This window comes from Streptomyces sp. NPDC054849, from assembly GCF_053610945.1.
Window position 1 is genome coordinate 1 of sequence record NZ_JBSGZI010000132.1, and the last position, 19340, is coordinate 19340.

Here is a 19340-nt window from a genome sequence, read left to right on the forward strand (position 1 = left end):
ACCGGGGCTCCGCCCCGGACCCCGCGCCTCAATCGCCGGCGGGGCTGAAGGTCGCCTCAAGCGCCGGCGGGGCTGGGTTTGCCGGCGGGCCGGGTGTGGTCGTGGGGCCGGAGTGTGTCCCCGCGGGCTGGACGGGCGGGGTCGAGGTTGACGGGGTGGTGGGTGGTCTCACCGTGGCGGTGCGTGACGGGGTAGCGTGACCTGACGGTTCCGTGGTTGGGCGAGTCGGAGAAGGAGTCCCGGTGACGCAGAGCGGACAAGGGGGCGCCCCCCAGCCGGGTGCTCCGTGGGGTCCGGACCCGGCGGCCGGGTACGAGTACCCGGAGCAGCCGCAGCCCGGTGCCGCGTACGGGTACCCGCAGGCGTACCCCGCGCCGGAGGCCGCGCCCGGGCACGTCGTGGGGCCCGGCTACGAGGGGCCGGGGGCGCCGCACGGCTACGGCTACCCGCCGCTGCCCGAGGCCGCCACCCAGTACATCCCGCCCGTCCCGGCGGAACCCGCTCACGACGGGGCCGCGGCCGCGTACTTCCCGGCGGCGCCCGCGGCCTCCGCGCAGGACGAGGCTGCGACGCAGTACTTCCCGCCCGTGCCGGCGGCGCCCGCGTCATCTGCTCACGAGGACGCGACCCAGTACATCGCGCCCGTGCCGGCGGCGCCCGCGGCGTCTGCTCACCACGAGGACGCGACCCAGTACATCCCGCCCGTGCCGGCCGGCCCCGCGCACGAGGAGGCGGCGACGCAGTACATACCGCCCGTCCCCGCCGACCGCTCCGACCGCGGTGTCGAGGGGTTCGACGGGCTGTTCCGCGGCGACGACTCCGCCGGGCACACCCAGCACCTGCCGCCCGTTCAGGAGCCGGTGCTGCGCCAGCCGCCGCCGCGCCCCTACCCGCCGCGTGCGCAGCGCCCCGTACCGCCGCACGCGCAGCAGCCGCAGTACCCGCAGCCGCCGCAGCAGCAGTACGCGCCCCCGCCCCCGCCCCCGGAGGCCGGGCGCAGGGTCTCGCCCGCGATCATCGGGGCGGTGGTCATCGGCCTGGCGGTCGTCGGGCTGGGCGTCGGCTCGCTGCTCGGCGACGGCAAGCCGCAGAACAACGACCCGGGCGCGGTGCCCGCCGCACCCACCGCGAGCGGCGGCTCCGCGGCGGCCGGCGGCGAGGCCCCGGTCGACCCGGCCCGCCCGCAGGCAGTCCAGCTGGACAAACTCCTCGCGGACAGCAACGACAGCCGGGCCGCGGTGATCAAGGCCGTGGAGGACATCAAGGCCTGCAACAACCTCGACCAGGCGGCGGCCGACCTGCGTGACGCGGCCCGCCAGCGCGAGGAGCTCGTCACCCGCCTCCAGGAGCTGAAGGTGGACAAGCTCCCGGACCACGTGAAGCTCTCCGCGGCCCTCACCAAGGCCTGGCAGTCCTCCGCGGACGCCGACGACAGCTACGCCGCCTGGGCGGACGACGTGGACGACGACAAATGCAAGGACGGCAAGGCCAAGGTCACCAAGAACGCCACCGACGGCAACAAGTCGAGCGGCGAGGCGACCAAGGCCAAGGAGTCGGCCGCGACCATGTGGAACACGATCGCGGCCAAGTACGGCCTCACCAAGCGGGACAAGTCCCAGCTGTGATCCCGGGCGGGCCGCTCACGCCGTGCGGGGGGCCTGCTCCAGGGTCGGGGTCATGTCCAGGGACTGCTCGCCGGGCTGCGCCACGAGACGGCCGGCCTGGACGATCTGGAAGGTGACCCGGCCGTTGACGATCCGGGGGAAATCGGCGACCGCGCGCATGTCCTGGTAGCGCCAGCTCAGGTCCGGCGTGAGGCCGCCGGTCTTGACGGGCAGCGACTCGTTCAGCGACCGCTTGACCTTGCGGGCGGTGAGGGGCTCGTCCCCGTCGATGCGCTTCACGATCTCGCTCAGCACGGTGTACGCGATCCAGGTCGTCTGCGTCCCACTGTCGTCGGGGTCGACGTCGTCGTCGCCGAAAGCGTGCTCGGAGACCACCTTGCGCATCGGCTCCCAGAGGGGATCGGCGGCCACCGGGTACCAGCTGGTGAGGTACGCGCCCTCGAACGGGCTCTCCTTGCCGCCCGTGCGGTCCACCAGCGACTGGCTGACGCTCCCCAGGACGGAGGAGATCTGCGGCTTCCTGCGCTCGGCCTCGGTCCGGCGGAAGGCGTCGAAGAAGGTCTCGGTGCGCTCGCCGAGGACCGCGGTCACGCAGCCCTTCTCCTTTTCCTTCTCCTTGCCGGTGCCGGTGGTGTGGGAGAGGGCCTCGCGGGCCTGCGGTACGAAGTCCGCGGAGTCCTCGGCGGCCCGGATGTCGGTGGCGTCGGCCAGCTTGTTGGCCCGCAGTCCGGCGTTGAGCAGGACCGGCAGGGTGTCGCCCGCGATGGTGTCCGGACGGACCAGGGCGACCTGGTTGCAGGCGCGGCCCAGCTGGTGGCCGGCGCCCGCGATGAGGACGGGCTGGCCGCCGTTGACGGGGTAGGAGAGGGGCGACTGGAACTCCTCGGAGGAGACTCCGTAGCCGCCGATGAAGGGGATGCCCTCGGCCTCCAGCGGGGCCATGAAGGCGCGTCCGTGCTGGCTGTAGGAGCCGACGACGGCGACGGCCTTCTCGGCGATGGCCTTGCGGGCGCAGTCGGCGGCGCCGCCGGCCGTGTTCTTCTCGTTGCAGGTCACCACGCGGAGCTTGCGGCCGTTGATGCCGCCCTTGGAGTTCACCCAGCGTTCGTACGCCTTGGCCATGCCGGTCATTCCGGCCATGTTCGTCGCCTTGGTGCCTTCAGGGGCGAAGGTCATGACGGTGATGGTCTCCCCGGAGCCCCCCGAGCCTCCGGGGAGCCCCCCGCACCCGGCGACGAGGCACGCCCCCATCGCCGTGGCCACGAAGGTGCGGGAGAGGGAGAGAGCGCGTCGCGAGTTGGTCATGTCCATGCACCATTCCGCCCCGCAGGTAACTGTCGAGTGAGATGGACACAACATCCGGTGACGCCCAGGTGAAATTGCGGGGTGCGGTCACCCGCAGGCGCTTCAAGATCGCGCTGAACAGGAACGTACGATCGAAAGCGTGACATTCGCCCAAGGTTCGAAGAACTCTTCCCGACGCGGTGGCCGCTCCTCCACCATGGGCGGCATGCCCCTCACTGACATGCCCTGGTGGCGCTGGCGCTGCAACGTGCGCTCGGCGCTGCACATGCTTTCCGATCCGGCCTTCCACGAGGACACCTGGCTGAGCGGCGGCGAAGGGTACGGGGACGTCACCGACGCCGTGTACCGGCTCGTCGAGGACACCTGGCTCGACAGCTGGTCGGCGGAGAAGTACGTCGGCACGATCTTCCGCGACTCGCAGGAGGCGACCCTGGTCGACCTCGCGGTACTGCGGGTGCTCCGCATCCTCCACCAGGTCGGGCCCGACGCCCCCGTCTCCGCCTACCTGGAGCACCACGCATGGCCCGAGGCCGTGCGCGCCGCCCGCGAGGCGCACGTACGACTGGCGGAGGCGGACGGGGACGACCCGGACGCCCGGCCCACGTCGCTGGAAGTGTTGAGGATCCTCACCCGCGCGGTGTGAAAGGCTGTGCGGTCATGAGCGACCCGCACAACGAGGCCCAGGCCCAGCCCCAGTACGTCTTGACCATGTCCTGCCCCGACAAGCAGGGCATCGTGCACGCCGTGTCGAGCTACCTCTTCATGACCGGCTGCAACATCTTGGACAGCCAGCAGTTCGGAGACCGGGAGACCGGACTCTTCTTCATGCGGGTGCACTTCGAGGCCGAGCCGGCGGTGACGGTCGAGAAGCTGCGCGCCAGCTTCGCCGCGATCGGCGACTCGTTCAAGATGGACTGGCAGATCCACCGCTCCGAGGAGCGCATGCGGATCGTGCTGATGGTGTCGAAGTTCGGCCACTGCCTCAACGACCTGCTGTTCCGCTCGCGCATCGGGGCTCTGCCGGTCGAGATCGCGGCCGTGGTCTCCAACCACACCGACTTCGCCGAACTGGTCGGCTCGTACGACGTCCCGTTCGTGCACATCCCGGTGACGAAGGACACGAAGGCGGAGGCGGAGGCGCAGCTGCTGGAGCTCGTGCGCGCGGAGAACGTCGAGCTGGTGGTGCTGGCGCGGTACATGCAGGTGCTGTCCGACACCCTGTGCAAGGAGCTGAGCGGGCGGATCATCAACATCCACCACTCCTTCCTGCCGAGCTTCAAGGGCGCGAAGCCGTACCACCAGGCGCATGCGCGCGGTGTGAAGCTGATCGGCGCGACCGCGCACTACGTGACGGCGGACCTCGACGAGGGGCCGATCATCGAGCAGGAGGTCGAGCGGGTGGGGCACGAGGTGACGCCGGAGCAGCTGGTGGCTGTGGGGCGGGACGTGGAGTGCCAGGCGCTCGCGCGGGCGGTGAAGTGGCACAGTGAGCACCGCGTGCTGCTGAACGGCTCGCGGACGGTGGTGTTCGCGTAGAGGCCGGCTGGCTCTGGCTCCGCCGGGGGGCGGGTGTGTCCCGCCTCGTCGGCGTGTGCGGTGCGGTGGGCCCGTGCGGCCCGGCTCCCGAGGGCGCTGCCCCCCGGACCCCCGCGCCTCAATCGCCGGCGGGGCTGGAGGGGCCGGGCGGGGCTGGAGAGTGCGGGGCTCCGCCCCGGACCCCGCGCCTCAGACGCCGGCGGGACCGGAAGGGCCGGGCGGGGCTGTATGTGAGGGCAGGGGGGATCGGCCCGCGGGGGTGGACAGGCCCGCGGGGCTTCGGCCCGGGTCTCGGGTGCGCGCCGCAGGCGTTACGCGTCGGGGGCCTCCACGCCGCAGTAGGACGCGAAGGCCGCCAGGATCTCCTCCTCCGAGATGCGGCCGTCGCTGTCGGTGTCCAGAGCCGTCGCCACCTGCGTGGCCAGGTCGGGGGCGGTGCCCAGGACGCGCAGGACCCGGGCCGCCGCAGGCGGTGTCGCGCCGGCGCCGTCCTCGTCCGCCACCGCGATCACGGCCCGCAGGAACGGCCGTGCGATCTCCGCGAACCGCTCCGGATTGTCGCGCAGCCGCTTCGCCGCCCCGGTGATGAACTCCTCGCGGGACACCCGCTGGTCCCCGTCGACGTCCGCGATGCCGGCCATTCCCTGCCAGAAGGCCTCGGCGCCCGCGAAGACGGCCTGGCCCTTGTCCGACCGGGCGGCCGTACCGAATTCGGCCAGGACGGCCTTCGCGGCAGCACTGAAGTCCTCCCGGTCGATATAGCCGGACCCGTCCTGGTCGAAGCTGGCGAATCGGGCGGCGATCTTGCGCTCGTATTCTGCGCTGTCCATATTCGGCGTTCCGCCTTCACATGTGCGGTGGGGTTCAGATCAAGACAAGGCAGGAGCGTAAGGCCTACATGGCCGGCGCGTTAAGCGAAGTGGTCAAGGAGGCGGCCGCATCGAACCCGCGCACGGGGAGCGCGGTGGGGCGCGTACACCTGTCCCCATGTGCCCTCGGCCGCACCCCCGTTCACACCCTGCCACGCGCCTATCACGGAGCGCGCTCTTCCGAGGCGAGGTTCTGCCAAAACAGGCGCGATCCGCCATGTGCCCACTACATTCGTTGCGTCGACACACGGCTGGGGGAACTTATGCCGAAGGACGTACCACCGCGCTGGGACCGCCGCATGCAGCAGCGCCTCGCCCGCGGCGAGGCCGCCGCCCTCGGGGAGCTGTACGACCGCTTCGCCTCGCTCGTGCACAGCCTGGCCCACCGGGTGCTGGGCGACGAGAAGGCGGCGGACCGGATCACCCGCGAGGTGTTCGGCTACATCTGGGAGAACCCGGACGCCTACGACCCCAAGCAGGGCTCCATGCGCTCCTGGGTCGCCCGGATCACCCAGGGCCAGGCGGTGGCCCGGCTGCGCCAGGCCGAACTGGGCCGGGGCTCCCGCGAGGAGCTGGAGCAGAAGGTGCGCAGCGCCAACGCCGCCGCCCGCGCCGACTACATCGTCACCTCCATGCCCGCCCCGCTGCGCGCCGCGCTGGAACTCGCGTACTTCAAACGGCGCGACTACCGCCAGGCCGCCGCCGACCTGCAGATCAGCGAGGACGAGGCGCGGCGCCGCCTGCGCCTCGGGCTCCAGCTGCTGTCGACCGCAAACGCCCTCCCGCCGGAGGACGCCGCCCAGCCCGGATACGGCCCGCGCGAATACGGAACATCCCGATGAACGGCCCTGCCGAGTCGCCCGACGACGGATACGAGCGTCCCGGCGGCCGGGCGCGGATACCGGGTCCGCGCGGGGCCGCCGACGACCTGGACCCGGGGTATGCGCCGCAGCCGCCGCCGAGGCCGCGGCCGTTGCCCGCACCGGTCCCGCCGCCCTCGCACGCCGTGCTGAAGTCCCTGCTCGGCGCGTGGGCGCTCGCGGCCTGCTCGGCCGAGGAGACCCGGGCGGTGGAGGACCACCTCACCGAGTGCGCGCCCTGCGCCGAGGAGGCGCTGCGGCTGCGCGACGCGGTGGGGCTGCTGCACCCCGAGGAGAACCTCGACCTCAAGCCGCTGCTGCGCTCGCGCGTCCTGGAGGACTGCCTGGGCAAGCGCCCGGCCCGCATCCCGGTGCCGGTGTGGGCGAGCCCGTACGACACCGAGACCGCGCGGCTCGACGCGCTGCTGCAGGACTTCGGGGACGCGGAATGGCACACCCCGGTGCGGCTGAAGTGGTTCGAGGAGGAGCGGCGCCGGTCGCAGCGGACCACCGTGGCGGGGGTGATCGGCCATCTGCTGACGGTGGACGGGCTGATCGCCACCGCGCTGGGTCTGGACGACCCGCTGGGGTCGGACGCGCCGCCGGGCGGTCCGACCGTACGGACGGAGCACTTCTGGAACGCGTCGGCCTACCCGGCCACCCGGCAGGTGCGCGAGCCGTGGCGGGAACAGGGCCACACGCTGGTGCGTACGGTCTCCTTCGCCGGCCGGGGCGTCGCCGAGCTGGCGGTGGACTACGGCGGCTTCGCGCTCCCGCTCGGAGACGCGTTCCTGGAGCGGGCCTTCGAGTGCTGGGTGCACGCCTGGGACATCGCGGAGGCGGTGGACTACCCGTACGAGCCGCCGTCCGGGCCGCATCTGCACCGGATGATCGACCTGGCGGCGCGGCTCCTGCCGGGCGCGCTGGCGCAGCGGCGCCGCGCGGGTCTGGCGTCACCGGCACGGGGCCTGGTCGCGGCGGGCGCGCCCGGGCGGACTCTGCACCTGGAGATCGAGGGCGCGGGCGGTGGTGGCTGGGACATCGCCCTGGACTCACCGGGGGCGAAGCCCTCACCGGAGCGGACGGTGGCGGAGATCGCTCTGGACGGCATCGAGTTCTGCCAGCTGGCCGCCGGGCACATCTCTCCGGAGGAGGCGGCGGTGGGTCAGCACGGAGACCGTGAGGCGATCCGGGACGTGCTGTTCGCGGCGGCTTCGCTGAGTCGGTTGTAGCCCGGCCGCCTCAGGCCGACGGCCGTCCACACCCGCCACCCTCGTCGGCCGACCGCGGCCCGGGGTGGCGGCCGTCCGCCCCGCCGCCCGCCGCCCCGGTCAGCGCCTCGGTGAGCTAGCCGCTGCACTGGGTCAGTTCGCCGCCCTGCCGGACGCTGTACTGGCCGGGAGGCACGTTCGTGACCTGGAAGCCGCCGTTCTCGGCGATCTCTACGGTCCCGCCGAAGCCCGCCGATCCGTACACATAGGCCGGGCCCGGGGTGAAGCCGCCGCCGGAGAGGTGCACCTTCCCGTTCTCCAGGACGCCGGAGGTCGAACAGGTCGCGGCCGGGACGACGGCCGGCGGGGACTGGGGGAGCGCCGCGAGGGCGGTGGGGGCGGCGATGAGCGAGGCGGCCGCGAGGGGGCTGAGAACGAGGAGAAGGCGTGTGCGCCGGTTCATGAGTCTTCCTTACCAGGAGGAATCGGGAAGCCGCGGGCCGCACGCCCGGCGCCCCGGGCAGGCCGGCTCGGCCGCCGGTACCGTTCGGCGCCACGCCCCCGGCCGCGCGCCCCGAGCGGGAGGCCGTCCCCTCGACGGGGAAGGGGGCACACCCGGAGCGGGGACCGCCTTTCCATCGTCACCCCGCTCCCTCCCCGGTGCGACCGGGGACCGTGGCGCCCCCGCCCCCGCCCCGCGGGATCAGGCGTACCGCTCGCGGAGTTTGTACTTCAGGATCTTGCGCAGGGCCTCGTTGCGGGGGAGGGACTCCAGGAGCTCCAGTCGTTCCGGGAGCTTGTGGGTGGCCAGGCCCTCCGCGCGCAGGTACGCCGTCAGTTGGGGCAGGGTCAGGGGCGCGGCTCCCGCGGGCTGTTCGACCACGGCGCAGACGCGTTCGCCGCGGTCCGGGTCCGGGAGGCCGATGACCGCCACGTCCGCGACGCCCGGGAGGCGGTGGAGCAGGTCCTCGATCTCCTTCGCGGAGATGTTCTCGCCCTTGCGGATGATGACGTCCTTGCTGCGGCCGGTGAGGACGAGGTAGCCGTCCTGGGTCAGGTGGCCGAGGTCACCCGTGATGAGGTAGCCGTCGGCGTCGAAGACCTCCGCCGACCGGTCCCGGTTCAGGTAGCCCTGGCAGACGGCCTCGCCCCGGAGCCGGACCTCCCCGTCCGTGTCCGGGGGGAGCGGCGTGCCGTCCGGGGTGGTGATGCGGATGGACATGCCCGCCGGGGGGCGGCCTTCGGTCAGGGCGAGGTGCGCCGCCGTGTCGTCCGGGGCGCCCATGGTGATCATCGGGACTTCGGTCATGCCGTAGCCGTGGGTCAGTTGGCAGCCCATTTCGCGGACGACGGCGTGGTAGATCTCCGGCGGTTTCGGGGCGCCGCCGCCCGCCAGGAGGCGGAGCGTGGGGATCAGCGGGACGTCGGGGGTCTTGCGCTGCTCGGTCAGGAACATGGAGTAGAAGGCGGTCGAGCCGCCGGCCACGGTGACGCCGTGGCGGCGGTAGCCGTCCAGCGCGTCGGGCATCGCGAACTTCTCGAAGAGCACCGCGGGGAAGCCGTACAGCAGCAGCATCACGGTGTAGTCGGGCCCGGCTATGTGCGCGAAGGGGAAGGCCATCGAGCCGACGTCGGACGGCGTCAGGTGCAGGGCGTGCGCGAGGCAGGAGCCGCCCGCGATCAGCGAGCGGTCGGTGTGCAGGACGCCCTTGGGGTCGGAGGTGGTGCCGGAGGTCCAGTAGATCCACCGGACGTCCGTGCCGGAGGCGGGCGGCGGGGGGAGGACGGTCGGGTCGCCGTCCGGGAGGGACGCGTAGGCCTCGAAGACGCCGCGTGCGCCGAGCCGCCGGGCCATCGCCGGGTGGTCGAAGCCCCGCCAGACGCCGGGGACGGCGAAGAACTCGGCCTTGGACTCGCGGAGCGCGAAGCCGACCTCGCGGTCCCGGTAGAACGGGATGACGGGGCTCTGGACGGCGCCGATCCGGGCGAGGGCGACGGAGAGCAGCACGGTCTCGATGCGGGTGGGGAGCTGCCAGGCGACGACCGTGCCGGGGCGCACGCCCATGCCGTACAGGCCCGCGGCGACGCGTTCCGAGCGGTCGCGCAGCTCCCCGAAGGTGAGCCTGCGGTCCTGCGCCGGGTCCTCGGCCGCCTCGATCAGGACGGTGGTGTCGGGGGTGAGTGCGGCCCGGCGGTCGATCAGTTCCCACAGGGTGCGGGAGCGGCTCAGTTCTGTCGCGGTCGCGGTGTCCGTCATCCCAGACCTCCCCATAGCTGACGGTTAGTCAGATCCAGCGCAGAGCGTAGGGCTCCGGCGCTTGTCGGTCCAGGGGTGGCGGGGCTAGCTTGTTTCTGACGATCCATCAGATGGGTGAATTGGGGAGACCATGGAACTGCCTCGGATCATCAGCGTCGACGACCACGTGATCGAGCCCGCGCACCTGTTCGACGTCTGGCTGCCGGCCAGATACCGCGACCGCGGCCCCAAGGCGCTCACCGCAGGCATCGGAGAACTCGCCTACACCGGCGGCAAGTACGTCATCACCATGGACCCCGACGGCCCGCCGGCCGACTGGTGGATCTACGAGGACCTGAAGTTCCCGTACAAGCGCAACATCGCCGCCGTCGGCTTCGACCGCGACGACATGACGCTGGAGGGCATCACGAGGGAGGAGATGCGCCGGGGCTGCTGGGACCCCAAGGCGCGCCTCGCCGACATGGACCTCAACCACGTCGAGGCCTCCCTGTGCTTCCCCACCTTCCCGCGCTTCTGCGGCCAGACCTTCGCCGAGGCGCACGACAAGGAGGTGGCGCTGGCCTGCGTCCGCGCCTACAACGACTGGATGGTCGAGGAGTGGTGCGGCGACAGCGGAGGCCGGCTGATCCCGCTGTGCATCATCCCGCTCTGGGACATCGACCTCGCGGTCGCGGAGATCCGGCGCAACGCCGCCCGCGGGGTGCGCGCCGTGACCTTCTCCGAGATCCCGACCCACCTGGGGCTGCCGTCGATCCACTCCGGCTACTGGGACCCCTTCTTCGCCGTCTGCCAGGAGACCGGCACGGTGGTCAACATGCACATCGGGTCCAGCTCCCAGATGCCCGCCGCCTCCCCCGACGCGCCGCCCGCCGTCCAGGCCTCGCTCAGCTTCAACAACGCGATGGCCTCGATGATGGACTTCCTCTTCAGCGGGGTGCTCGTCAAGTTCCCGACGCTGAAGCTCGCCTACAGCGAGGGGCAGATGGGCTGGATCCCGTACGCCCTGGAGCGCGCCGACGACGTCTGGGAGGAGCACCGGGCCTGGGGCGGGGTCCGCGACCTGATCCCCGAGCCGCCCTCCACGTACTACTACCGGCAGATGTTCTGCTGCTTCTTCCGCGACAAGCACGGGATCGCCTCGATCGACGTCGTCGGGCGCGACAACGCGACCTTCGAGACCGACTACCCGCACGTGGACTCGACCTTCCCGCACACCAAGGAGGTCGCCCTCGACCACGTGAAGGGACTGGACGACGAGACCATCCACAAGCTGATGCGCGGCAACGCGATCCGCATGCTCGGCCTGGACCTCGTCTGATGGATCTGACCTACACGGAGGAGGAACAGGACTTCCGCGCCCGGCTGCGCGCCTGGCTCGGCAAGGCCCTGCCCGAGCTGCCCGCCAGGCCGTCGCCGGACGACTGGCCGGGCCGGCGCGCGTACGACCTCGGCTGGCAGCGCAGGCTGTACGACGCCGGGTACGCGGGCCTGCACTGGCCGGTGGACGCCGGCGGGCGCGGGGCCACCGCGACCCAGCACCTGATCTTCCTGGAGGAGACGGAGCGCGCCGGGGCCCCGTACGTGGGCGCGAACTTCGTCGGGCTGCTGCACGCCGGGCCGACCATCGCCGCCGAGGGCAGTGCCGGGCAGCGGGCGCGCTGGCTGCCGCCCGTACTGCGCGGCGACGAGGTGTGGTGCCAGGGGTTCAGCGAGCCGGACGCGGGATCCGACCTGGCCTCCCTGCGGACGCGGGCGGTCCGCGACGGCGACGCGTACGTGGTCACCGGGTCGAAGATCTGGACCTCGCACGCGGAGGTCGCCGACTGGTGCGAGCTGCTGGTGCGGACCAGCCCCGTCACCGCGCAGACCCCCAAGCACCGGGGGATCTCCTGGCTGGCGATGCCGATGGACGCGCCGGGGGTCACCGTACGGCCGCTGCGCACGCTTGCCGGGTCGACGGAGTTCGCGGAGGTGTTCCTCGACGAGGTACGGGTCCCCGTCGCCAACCGGGTCGGGGCGGAGAACGACGGCTGGCGGGTCACCATGGTCACCCTCTCCTTCGAACGGGGCACCGCCTTCGTCGGCGAGGTCGTCGCCTGCCGTCGGACCCTGGGCGAGCTGGCCCGTACGGCGCAGGCGAACGGCCGCTGGGACGATCCGGTGCTGCGGCGCAGGCTGGGGCGGCTCCACGGGGAGTTCGGCGCGCTGTGGCGGCTCACCCAGTGGAACGTCAGCGCGTCGCAGCGCTCCGGCGGGGTCCCCGGGATCGGCGGCTCCGTCTTCAAGCTCGCCTACTCGCACGCGCGCCAGGAGCTGTACGACGCGGCGGCCGAGGTGCTCGGGGCCGGCTCCTTGGCCCTGGACGGGGAATGGACCCTGGACCGGCTCTCCTCGCTCTCGTACACGATCGCGGCGGGCACCTCGCAGATCCAGCAGAACATCGTCGCCGAGCGGATCCTCGGCCTCCCGAAGGGCCGGTGAGGGGCATGCACTTCCAGCCGACCGAGGAGCAGCGGGACCTGCGGGCGGGCGTACGGGAGATGCTGGCGGGGCGGTACGGACGCGAGGCGCTGCGGGCTTCGGTGGACACGGGCGTCGCCGTGGACCGGGCCCTGTGGCGGGAGCTGGGCGAGGCGGGCTTCTTCGCGCTGAGGCTCCCGGAGGCACAGGGCGGCGTGGGGCTGGGGCTGCCGGAGGCGGTGCTCGTCTTCGAGGAGGCCGGGCGGGCCCTGCTGCCGGGGCCGCTGGTGGCCACGCACCTGGCCGCCGGCGTGGTCCCGGGGGCGGCGGCCGGGACGGCGGTGGTGACCGCCTTCGACCTGGGGGACGGTCTGGTCGCCCACCTGGGTGAGGCGGACGCGGTGCTGGGTGCGTCCGGGGTGCCGGCCGGCTCACCGGTGCGCTCGGTCGACCCGCTGACGCCGCTGCACCGGGTGGCCTCGTACGCGGACTGTTCTCCGTACCGCTCGCAGGGGGCGCTGCTGACGGCGGCGCTGCAGCTGGGGAGCGCCCTGCGGACCGTGGAGCTGGCGGTGCGGTACGCGGGCGAGCGCGAGCAGTTCGGGCGGCCGATCGGGGCGTTCCAGGCGGTCAAGCACCTGTGCGCGGGGATGCTGGTGCGGGCGGAGGTGGTCCGTACGGCGGTCTACGCGGCGGCGGTGACGCAGGATCCGGGCGAGGTGGCTGCGGCCAAGCTCCTCGCGGACGAGGCGGCCGTGCGCAACGCCCGGGACTGCCTGCAGGTGCACGGCGGGATGGGCTTCACGTGGGAGGCGGACGTGCACCTGCACCTGAAGCGGGCCTGGGTGCGGGCCGAGCAGTGGCGGACGGCGGCGGAGGCGGAGGAACTGCTGGCGCAGGAGCTGCTGGGCTCGGCGGGGTAGCGGGCCGAGTCGCTCACGGTGACGGGAAGGCGGGGGAAGGTGCGGGGAGGGCGCGGCACGGCACGGGGTGGACAGGGCGGGACGCATGTTTGATTACAGAGAGTTGATATCGGTTTGTGTCCTTAGCTCGACCCATAGCGGACCGGAGTCGAGGGCCTGCTCCGGTACGCTCCCACGAATGCGAGCGGTTGAGCGGCGCGAGCGTCGCACAGTATGCACCACGCCTACTCCTTCGCGCGGGAATATGCCTGAAGCGCTTGTTGTGGTGACTGTACGTCAACCATGCTGCTCCGCAAGGGGATCACTCCCCCCGGGTTGCCGCCCGGAGGTACCCCCAGGTGATCCCGTCGGTCGCGAGGCGAAGTGTCCGCCGGTTCGGATGGTGTGAGCGGTGCAGGTGCTTCAGGTTCAGCTGGAGGTAGGAGCGGATCCCGCCGAGGTCGGCCGGGCCCGCCGGTGGGCCCGGTCCCGGTTGGCGGGGTCGGGCATAGGGGACGACGAGCCGCTCGCCGAGACGCTGATCCTGCTGATCTCCGAGCTGGTGACGAACGCGGTCGTGCACACGGGCTGCCCGGCCGTGCTGCGGATGCTGTTCGGGGGGCCCGGGGTCCGGGTCGAGGTCGCCGACGCGAGCGACCGGGCGCCGAACCGGCGGCAGGCGTGTGGGGAGGACACGGGCGGACGCGGCCTGGAGCTGGTGGACGGCCTGGCGGACCGCTGGGGCTGGCAGCGCGAAGGCGCGGGCAAGCGCATCTGGTGTGAGATCGACCGTGCGGAGAAGGCGGCGTCGGACGGGGCCTGCGACGGTCCGTCGGATATTCACTCTCCGGGGCGGGAACCGCGCGTGTACCTCTAACGAGGTGTTGACGATCCGTTACATCTTGATCACCCTGGTGTGGAGCGATTCGACGCGAGGGGACGCCAAGGACAGGCCTTGACGAGTGCGGGTCGTGGGGTGGCGGCTGCCATGCCGCGCTCGGGGCGTGCATGCGCGCCGCCGCCACCCGCAGTACCTCCGCGGGTGGCGGCCGGGGACTCCCGGCGGCCGACCTGCGGCATGACACGCGACCTGCGGCCGACCTGTAGCCGGCCCGCGGCCGGTCGTCAGCGAACGGCCTCCCGGGACTTCGTGACTCCGCGCTCCGCCGTCCGGTGGCCGGGTGGCGGAGTGCGGAGGGTGCACGACCTAGCCGTCGGTGCAGATCACGTCGTACGGGCGGCCGATCGACATGGTCAGCTTGATGGGGTCCGTGGTGCCGGAGGGGCACTCGGACTCCGTCTTGACGAGGCCGAGGACCTTCTGGGCGCCCGAGCCGCCGCAGGCGACCTCCTTGGCCTGGGAGGTGACGCAGTCGCCCTTCACCAGCTGGCCGCCGCCTGCGCCCGCGTCGCCGGGGTGGTCGTTCGACAGGTTGCGGCCGCAGACGGTGTTGGTGGGGATGCCGCTCGACTTGCCGCCGTTGTAGGAGATGCTCACCTCGATCATCAGGTCGGTGCCCGGCGGGCACTGGATCGAGCCCGGCAGGATGCTGGCCTCCTTGATGTCGATGGCCTTGAAGGTGGCCCCGGAGGTGGAGCAGTCCGTCCGCTTGTACCCGTCGGGGGCCTTGGCCGGGTCGGGGCCGCCGCAGTCGCCGACCTTCCACGCGCTGGAGGTGTCGGACGAGGACTCGGGGGATCCGGGGTCCTTGGCCGTGGGCTTGGCGGAGGGGGACGCCGTGGAGGTGGACGCCGACGGCTTGCCGTCGTCCTTGCGGACCGACTGCAGGGCGAAGTAGCCGCCGATGATGATCACGGCGAGGACGATGACGGCGACGATGTTGCCGCCCGAGCGGCGCCTGGGGGCAGGCGGCGGTGGCGGTACTTGGTACGGGTTGGCCATGCGGACTTCTCCTGCGGGGAAGGTGGTGGGGACGGGGTGTGACGCGCGTACGGTGACGCGTCATGTTCACCTCATGGTTCCACTGCACGCGGCTCGCGCGCGGCCGGGGTCGTCCTGCCCGGCGCCGCCCGCCCCGCCCCGGGATCAGAGGACGGCCACCGGGGCCACGGGGGTGCCGGTGGCGCCGACGAAGGGTTCGGGCATGGCGGAGAGGAGGAAGGCGTACCGGTTTTCTTCTGCACAGGCTGTGGACAACTTTTCGAGATTCCAGTTCTGGCCCTGGTGCATGCCCATCTCGACCAGGTCGAGGGCGTGGACCGGCAGCCAGAGGTCGTCGATCTCCGGCGGGAAGATCTCGAAGGTGAGGGTGTCGTTCGCGACGGCCGCCACGTCGCGGGCGTGGAACCACTCCGGGGTGCGGACCGAGAGGCCGGGGGACGGGAATCCGTAGCCGTGCCGGTCGCCCGCCAGATAGACCTGGATCTGGCCGGTGCGGACCAGGACGATGTCGCCGGCGCGGACCGTGACCCCGCCGAACTCCTCCGCCTCCGCGAGGTCTTCCGGGGTCACCGCGTGGCCCCCCTCCAGCCGGTCCAGGCCCTTCGCGCGGGCGACGTCGAGGAGGACGCCGCGCGACACGATGGGGCCGGCCTTGTCGATGCCGCTGAACTCGGCGCGGCCGTGCGCGGTGATGGTGCCGGCCGGGCGGCCGTTGTAGATCTTCCCCGAGTGTGAGACGTGGGTCAGGGCGTCCCAGTGGGTGCCCGCCTGGAGGCCCATGCTCACGGCGTCGTCGCTGCACGCCACCGTGCCCGGGCCGAAGATCTCCTGGTTGATCTGCACCATCGTGTGCAGCGGGTTGATCCGGCCGGGGATCATGCCGACCTGGACCCCGTCCTCCTTGAGCGGGAGGGCCAGCGGGATGCGGCGGCCGCTGCGGATCTGTGCCGCGGCGCCCCGGACGACCTCGTCCGTGATCAGGTTCAGGGTGCCGATCTCGTCGTCGGCGCCCCAGCGTCCCCAGTTGTTGACGCGCTTGGCGATGTCGTGGAACTCGGCGGGCAGGGTCATGGGCGTCGACAGCTCCTTGCGTGGATACGGCAACGAGGGCACGAGGGCTTGTGCTGGTGCATCTGACTACCCATAGAATCTAACGGTCCGTCAGAAAACGCGGGAAGGGGCCGGACGTGGGGAACTTCTTGGCAGGCAAGGTCGTCGCCGTCACCGGCGCCGGCCGGGGCATCGGGCGGGCCGTGGCACTCGCCGCGGCCGCCGAGGGTGCCAAGGTCGTCGTCAACGACTACGGGGTGGGGATCGAGGGCGGCGAGCCGACCAGCGAGATAGCCGACGGCGTGGTGAAGGAGATCCGGGCCGCCGGCGGCGAGGCCGTAGCCGTCGCCGACGACATCTCCACCATGGCGGGCGGCCAGCGCATCGTCGACACCGCCCTCGCCCGGTACGGGCGCGTCGACGGTGTCGTCTGCGTGGCCGGCATCCTGCGCGAACGGATGCTCTTCAACATGAGCGAGGAGGAGTGGGACCCCGTCGTCGCCACCCACCTCAAGGGGACGTTCACCGTCTTCCGCGCCGCCTCAGCCGTCATGCGCAGGCAGGGATCGGGCACGCTGATCGGCTTCACCAGCGGCAACCACCAGGGCTCGGTCGCCCAGGCCAACTACAGCGCGGCCAAGGGCGGGATCATCTCCCTCGTCCGGTCCGCCGCGCTCGGCCTCGCCAAGTACGGCGTCACGGCCAACGCCGTCGCCCCCGTCGCCCGCACCCGCATGTCGGCCAACGTCCCCATGGAGCTCAAGGAGATCGGCGAGCCCGAGGACGTGGCGGCGCTCGTCACCTACCTGCTCAGCGACAAGGCCGTGGCCGTCGCCGGGGAGAAGATCACCGGGCAGGTCTACACGATCGCCGGCCCGAAGATCGCCGTCTGGGCGCAGCCGCGCGAGCTGCGCGCCGGATACGCCGAGGGCTCCTGGACGCCGGAGAAGATCGCCGACTTCCTGCCCGGGACGGTGGGAACCGACCCCATGCCGATGCTGGCGCAGCTGGAGGCCATGGCCAGGGCGGCGGCCGCCAAGGACCGCCCCAACACATAGGGGCCGAAGTGGACTTCAGCTTCGGGGCCGAGGACGAGGAGCTGCGCGGGTGCGCCCGGGCGTGGCTGGCGGAGCACCTCGTGGGCCCGTACGCGCACGTCCTGGGCCTCGGCGGGCCGGGCAGCGAACACGAAGGGGTCGAGGCCCGGCGCGCATGGGAGTGCGAGCTGGGCCGGGGCGGCTGGATCGGGCAGGGCTGGGAGGTCCCGGCCGGGGCGTACGGACAGCGGCGGCTGTCGCTGACCGGGCAGGTGGTGTGGGCCGAGGAGTACGCGGCGCTGCGCGCGCCCGGCCGGGTCGGCCACATCGGGGAGAACCTCCTCGCGCCCACGCTGATCGCATACGGCAGCCGGGAGCAGCAGGACCGCTTCCTGCCCGGCATCGCGCGGGGCGAGGAGCTGTGGTGCCAGGGCTACAGCGAGCCGGGCGCCGGCTCCGACCTCGCGGGGATCCGTACCGCGGCGGTCCGGGACCCGGCCGACGGACTCTTCCGGGTCACGGGGCAGAAGATCTGGACCTCGCTGGCCCAGGACGCCGACTGGTGCTTCGTCCTGGCCCGCACCGAGCCCGGATCACGGCGCCACCGTGGCCTGTCCTTCCTCCTCGTACCGATGGACCAGCCGGGCCGCGTCGAGGTCCGGCCGATCCGGCAGATGTCGGGGACCTCGGAGTTCAACGAGGTGTTCTTCGACGGCGCGGTGGCGGCGGAGGCCGTCGGCGGAGAGGGCGACGGCTGGACCGTGGCCATGGGCCTGCTCGCCCTGGAGCGGGGCGTCTCGACGCTGGTGCAGCAGATCGGTTTCGCGGCCGAACTGGAGCGGGTCCTGCGGCTGTACGCGGCTTCGGGCACGGCCGATCCGGTGGTCCGGGACCGCCTCGTCCGGCAGTGGTCCGACCTGCGCACGATGCGGTGGAACGCGCTGCGCACGCTGGGCACCACGGACGACGCGGGCGCGCCGAGCGTGGCCAAGCTGCTGTGGGGCGGGTGGCACCGGCGGCTCGGCGAGCTGGCGGTGGAGGTCCGCGGCGCGGCGGCGGCCGCCGGGCCGGCGGACTGGGCGCCCGGGCTCCCGTACGAACGCGGGCTCGACGAGGACCAGCGCCTGTTCCTGTTCACCCGCGCCGACACCATCTACGGCGGCTCGGACGAGATCCAGCGGAACATCATCGCCGAGCGCGTGCTCGGCCTGCCTAAGGAGTCCAGGTGAGAGGCGTCGTATTCGACGGCAAGCAGGCCCAGGTGGTCGACGACCTGGAGATCCGCGACCCGGGGCCGGGGGAGGTGCTGGTCGCGATCGGGGCGGCCGGACTGTGCCACAGCGACCTGTCGGTGATCGACGGGACGATCCCCTTCCCGCCGCCGGTGGTGCTGGGGCACGAGGGCGCGGGCATCGTGGAGGCCGTGGGCGCGGGCGTCACACACGTGGCTCCGGGCGATCACGTGGCGCTGTCCACGCTCGCCAACTGCGGTGCGTGCGCCGACTGCGACCGGGGCCGGCCCACGATGTGCCGCAAGGCGATCGGAATGCCCGGACAGCCCTTCTCGCGGGGCGGGAAGCCGCTGTTCCAGTTCGCCTCCAACTCCGCCTTCGCGGAGCGCACGCTCGTCAGCGCCGTGCAGGCCGTGAAGATCCCCGCGGACATCCCGCTGACGTCGGCGGCGCTGATCGGCTGCGGAGTCCTCACGGGGGTGGGGGCGGTGCTGAACCGGGCCCGCGTCGACCGTGGCGAGACGGTGGTCGTCATCGGCACCGGCGGCATCGGGCTGAACGTGCTGCAGGGGGCCCGGATCGCGGGGGCCACGACCATCGTCGCGGTGGACGCGAACCCGGCGAAGGAGGCGGTGGCACGGCAGTTCGGGGCCACGCACTTCATCGACGCGTCCGCCGTGGCCGACGCGTCGGCGGCGGTTCGCGAGATCCTGCCGACGGGCGCCGACCACGCCTTCGAGTGCGTGGGCGACGTCAAGTTGATCCGGCAGGCCGTCGACCTCCTCGACCGGCACGGCCAGGCGATCCTGCTCGGCGTGCCCGGCTTCCAGGAGGAGGCGTCCTTCCTCGTCTCGTCCATGTACCTCGACAAGACGATCATGGGCTGCCGGTACGGGTCCTCGCGTCCGCAGCGCGACATCGCGCTGTACGCCGAGCTCTACCGGCAGGGCCGGCTGCTGCTGGACGAGCTGGTGACGGAGGTCTACCCGGTCGAGGACTTCGCCAAGGCCGCCGACGACGCCCACCACGGGCGCGTGGCGCGCGGGGTGCTCACCTTCTGACGGCTGCGGGGCCCGGGGATCAGCTCCGGGCC

General features: G+C 72.4%; 18 protein-coding genes. 12 read left to right on the top strand and 6 right to left on the bottom strand.

Annotated elements, in window-relative coordinates; all coding sequences use genetic code 11:
• The first annotated feature begins 242 nt into the window (after positions 1 to 242).
• A complete protein-coding gene (locus tag ACWGIF_RS34680; RefSeq protein WP_453503472.1) occupies positions 243 to 1625 on the top strand; it encodes a hypothetical protein in 1383 nt (460 codons plus the stop codon).
• A gap of 15 nt (positions 1626 to 1640) precedes the next feature.
• Here the strand turns inward: ACWGIF_RS34680 and ACWGIF_RS34685 are convergent, their stop codons facing one another.
• On the bottom strand, positions 1641 to 2930 hold the full coding sequence (locus tag ACWGIF_RS34685) for an ABC transporter substrate-binding protein (protein WP_453503474.1): 1290 nt from the start codon (positions 2928 to 2930) through the stop codon (positions 1641 to 1643).
• Between the two features lie 196 nt (positions 2931 to 3126).
• On the opposite strand from ACWGIF_RS34685, the gene ACWGIF_RS34690 reads away from it, so the two are divergent.
• Positions 3127 to 3573: an SCO4402 family protein gene (locus ACWGIF_RS34690; RefSeq protein ID WP_453503496.1), complete on the top strand. Its 447-nt coding sequence runs from the start codon at positions 3127 to 3129 to the stop codon at positions 3571 to 3573.
• A gap of 14 nt (positions 3574 to 3587) precedes the next feature.
• Entirely contained in the window at positions 3588 to 4466 is an 879-nt protein-coding gene (gene purU, locus ACWGIF_RS34695; protein ID WP_453503476.1) for a formyltetrahydrofolate deformylase, read from the top strand.
• A gap of 311 nt (positions 4467 to 4777) precedes the next feature.
• Here the strand turns inward: purU and ACWGIF_RS34700 are convergent, their stop codons facing one another.
• Positions 4778 to 5296, bottom strand: a complete 519-nt coding sequence (locus ACWGIF_RS34700; protein ID WP_453503477.1) for an EF-hand domain-containing protein — start codon at positions 5294 to 5296, stop codon at positions 4778 to 4780.
• Positions 5297 to 5598: 302 nt separating this feature from the next.
• Here ACWGIF_RS34700 and ACWGIF_RS34705 point away from each other — a divergent pair, with 302 nt between their 5' ends.
• Both ACWGIF_RS34705 and ACWGIF_RS34710 read left to right on the top strand, forming a co-directional pair.
• Positions 5599 to 6177: a sigma-70 family RNA polymerase sigma factor gene (locus tag ACWGIF_RS34705; protein WP_453503478.1), complete on the top strand. Its 579-nt coding sequence runs from the start codon at positions 5599 to 5601 to the stop codon at positions 6175 to 6177.
• Positions 6174 to 7427, top strand: a complete 1254-nt coding sequence (locus tag ACWGIF_RS34710; RefSeq protein ID WP_453503479.1) for a maleylpyruvate isomerase N-terminal domain-containing protein — start codon at positions 6174 to 6176, stop codon at positions 7425 to 7427. The genes ACWGIF_RS34705 and ACWGIF_RS34710 overlap by 4 nt, the downstream gene beginning before the upstream one ends.
• A gap of 115 nt (positions 7428 to 7542) precedes the next feature.
• On the opposite strand, the gene ACWGIF_RS34715 is transcribed toward ACWGIF_RS34710, so the two are convergent.
• Positions 7543 to 7869 carry a hypothetical protein gene (locus ACWGIF_RS34715; RefSeq protein ID WP_453503481.1) on the bottom strand — a complete coding sequence of 109 codons (327 nt, stop codon included), beginning with the start codon at positions 7867 to 7869 and terminating at the stop codon, positions 7543 to 7545.
• A gap of 240 nt (positions 7870 to 8109) precedes the next feature.
• Positions 8110 to 9663 carry an AMP-binding protein gene (locus ACWGIF_RS34720; protein ID WP_453503482.1) on the bottom strand — a complete coding sequence of 518 codons (1554 nt, stop codon included), beginning with the start codon at positions 9661 to 9663 and terminating at the stop codon, positions 8110 to 8112.
• Positions 9664 to 9793: 130 nt separating this feature from the next.
• On the opposite strand from ACWGIF_RS34720, the gene ACWGIF_RS34725 reads away from it, so the two are divergent.
• From ACWGIF_RS34725 to ACWGIF_RS34740, 4 genes are all read left to right on the top strand, one after another.
• A complete protein-coding gene (locus ACWGIF_RS34725; protein ID WP_453503483.1) occupies positions 9794 to 10981 on the top strand; it encodes an amidohydrolase family protein in 1188 nt (395 codons plus the stop codon).
• The gene (locus tag ACWGIF_RS34730) at positions 10981 to 12144 is read left to right on the top strand and encodes an acyl-CoA dehydrogenase family protein (RefSeq protein ID WP_453503484.1); all 1164 of its coding nucleotides are present in this window, start codon (positions 10981 to 10983) and stop codon (positions 12142 to 12144) included. Before ACWGIF_RS34725 ends, ACWGIF_RS34730 begins: the two co-directional genes overlap by 1 nt.
• A 5-nt stretch (positions 12145 to 12149) precedes the next feature.
• Positions 12150 to 13046 (top strand): acyl-CoA dehydrogenase family protein, encoded by an 897-nt coding sequence (locus ACWGIF_RS34735; protein WP_453503486.1) that lies wholly within the window; start codon positions 12150 to 12152, stop codon positions 13044 to 13046.
• 391 nt (positions 13047 to 13437) lie between these two features.
• Positions 13438 to 13902 carry an ATP-binding protein gene (locus tag ACWGIF_RS34740; protein WP_453503488.1) on the top strand — a complete coding sequence of 155 codons (465 nt, stop codon included), beginning with the start codon at positions 13438 to 13440 and terminating at the stop codon, positions 13900 to 13902.
• 330 nt (positions 13903 to 14232) lie between these two features.
• On the opposite strand, the gene ACWGIF_RS34745 is transcribed toward ACWGIF_RS34740, so the two are convergent.
• Both ACWGIF_RS34745 and ACWGIF_RS34750 read right to left on the bottom strand, forming a co-directional pair.
• A complete protein-coding gene (locus tag ACWGIF_RS34745; RefSeq protein WP_453503489.1) occupies positions 14233 to 14928 on the bottom strand; it encodes a hypothetical protein in 696 nt (231 codons plus the stop codon).
• Between the two features lie 144 nt (positions 14929 to 15072).
• Positions 15073 to 15999 carry a cyclase family protein gene (locus ACWGIF_RS34750; RefSeq protein WP_453503490.1) on the bottom strand — a complete coding sequence of 309 codons (927 nt, stop codon included), beginning with the start codon at positions 15997 to 15999 and terminating at the stop codon, positions 15073 to 15075.
• A gap of 116 nt (positions 16000 to 16115) precedes the next feature.
• Between ACWGIF_RS34750 and ACWGIF_RS34755 the strand changes: the two genes are divergently transcribed.
• The 3 genes from ACWGIF_RS34755 to ACWGIF_RS34765 are packed head-to-tail and all read left to right on the top strand — an operon-like array spanning position 16116 to position 19308.
• The gene (locus ACWGIF_RS34755; RefSeq protein WP_453503491.1) at positions 16116 to 17036 is read left to right on the top strand and encodes an SDR family NAD(P)-dependent oxidoreductase; all 921 of its coding nucleotides are present in this window, start codon (positions 16116 to 16118) and stop codon (positions 17034 to 17036) included.
• An 8-nt stretch (positions 17037 to 17044) separates the two neighbouring features.
• Positions 17045 to 18244 carry an acyl-CoA dehydrogenase family protein gene (locus ACWGIF_RS34760; RefSeq protein ID WP_453503493.1) on the top strand — a complete coding sequence of 400 codons (1200 nt, stop codon included), beginning with the start codon at positions 17045 to 17047 and terminating at the stop codon, positions 18242 to 18244.
• Positions 18241 to 19308 carry a Zn-dependent alcohol dehydrogenase gene (locus ACWGIF_RS34765; RefSeq protein WP_453503494.1) on the top strand — a complete coding sequence of 356 codons (1068 nt, stop codon included), beginning with the start codon at positions 18241 to 18243 and terminating at the stop codon, positions 19306 to 19308. Before ACWGIF_RS34760 ends, ACWGIF_RS34765 begins: the two co-directional genes overlap by 4 nt.
• Positions 19309 to 19340 lie beyond the last annotated feature (32 nt).